Annotated in this window: 1 pseudogene; it reads left to right on the top strand. The window is 54.0% G+C overall.

From position 1 onward, the window contains the following. A pseudogene (locus AUR66_RS22590) lies at positions 1–2,038 on the top strand (conjugal transfer protein); the annotation flags it as partial.

The raw sequence follows: 2,038 nt of genomic DNA, 5'->3' as shown, positions 1-2,038 counted from the left end.
TACAGAGGGACCAGTCATCGCCATCGAGCCGAAAGGCGACGGAATGGCTGAGAACTACATGCGAGCACACGCTCGGCGCTTCGGAACAACCGACCTCGAAGAGAACGTTATCCACTTCCCGATACCGGATGTGCTCCCTGGGTTCTCATTTTTCAACATCAAACCCGCCTTAGAGAATGGGAGTCGACGTACCGATGCAGTCCAACAGAAGGCCAACCACTACGAACAGATTCTGAAACTTGCCGTTGGTCAAGACAAGTATGACTCGGCGATCAGCTCTCCGACCCTGATTAAAGTCCTCATCAAGGCGCTCTTTGACGAACAGCATGGTCGAGAAAACGGGTTGTATCGAGAGTCTACCGACTACTTTGCCCACCGGCAGTTGGAGTACGCAGTTGACCAACTCACGAGGGCGGGACCACCGAACCCAACGTTCGAAGACTTACCCAAATCGAGTAATGAGGAAGTCACACGTCTGCTTCGGCGATTACTCGAACTTGACCCGGCTTCATTCTCGATGAGAGTAAGCGGCATCGGATCTCGTCTTGCCCACCTTTCGCTGGACGATAACCTCATACCAATGTTCAACAACACGGAGCCTCGGTTTGACTTCCGTGACATCCTTGACGAGGACAAAATCATCCTCTTAGACCTTGGCGACCTTTCGGGTGAAGCCTCCCGGCTCGTGACGGGTGTGGTTTTGTCGAATCTCTACGAGGCGCTCAAGGAGCGAAAGCGCAAGGTGAATGACTACCCGGATGACTACGTCGTCAATCTCTTCGTCGACGAAGCCTCCTCGGTCGTTGTCTCTGGCTTGATGAATGATCTGTTAGAAAAGGGCCGGGCGTTCCGACTCTCGGTCGGGCTGTCGATGCAATACCCTGAGCAGATCGAAGCCGAAGGTGGGCGGAAAGTCTACTTGAACACCCTGAACAACATCGGAAGCTCACTCGTCGGCCAAATCAGCGTCGACCGGAAACTAGCCCAAGCGATGTCTCACGAGGGGATGGGCCCCGAGGACTTCACCAACCGAATTGGGTCGCTGCCTCGTGGCGAATGGATTGCGAAGCTCCCGAGCCCGAACTTCAACCAGACTGGACCCTTCCCATTGAGTCTCAAGCCACTGCCGATCCCAGCGGGTCATCCAGAAAGCGACTATCCACTCTCTGAACGGGAAGAAGCAGAATTCAAAGAGACACTGTCAACGATACACGAGCGCACTAAGAACGAGTTTGGTGTCTCTGAGTCATCGGCACCGAGTACACAGACACCCGACGAGCTCCGAGAGGTTCTCAACGTTACTGACAACGAGTTAGACGTTGTTCTCGCGAAGGTTGTTCGGAGTATTCAACTCCAAAACGATGTCCGTGAAGAAAACGGGTGGGTTGCAGTCGAAGCAGTTGACGACGAACTTCGGCGGTTGTTCACTGAGGTTGAAGCCGAGGTCCCACCGTACGACGAGTTAGCGAGTATCCGACAGCGCTCGCGACTACTCGAGACGGACATTGATATGGATGCTGACGAAGTAATCATCCGGCTGAGTGACGCGGGTGAAGATGTTTCAACGCCAGATACTGGAGACGTTCGATCCGCTGGTGGAGAGGACCACGATGCAGCACTCTTAGAGGTCGAAGAAGAACTCTCCAAACTCGGCTTTACCGTCTCGATTCTGTCGCAGGACGGAAGTGAGATGCCTGATGCACGAGCGACTCATCCCGAGTTAGAGGAGACATTCGCCATTGAGGTTGAGACGTCGACACCTGGGAAACCCGCAAAAGTACTCACAAACCTCCGAAAAGCGCAAGAAGAGGGCTCGTTCCCAGTATTTGTTGTCCGTCCTGGAGACACAGAGACGTACTGGGCAGAACGAGTCGAGAACATCCTTTCATCACCAATTCGAGAATTAGCAGACGGTGAAACGTGGTTCTACACCTACGATTCGCCGCTCATGTTCAACGGCGGGGCGACCGAACAAGGCGGTGTTACCGCAGTTCGACCTGTGAACGATGGTGACGACCAGAGACGTACTGTGTGGGCA

This window comes from Haloferax profundi (assembly GCF_001469865.1).
Lineage (GTDB): Archaea > Halobacteriota > Halobacteria > Halobacteriales > Haloferacaceae > Haloferax > Haloferax profundi.
The sequence above is the reverse complement of the archived record's forward strand: the minus strand, read 5'-3'. Positions and strand labels throughout refer to the sequence as shown.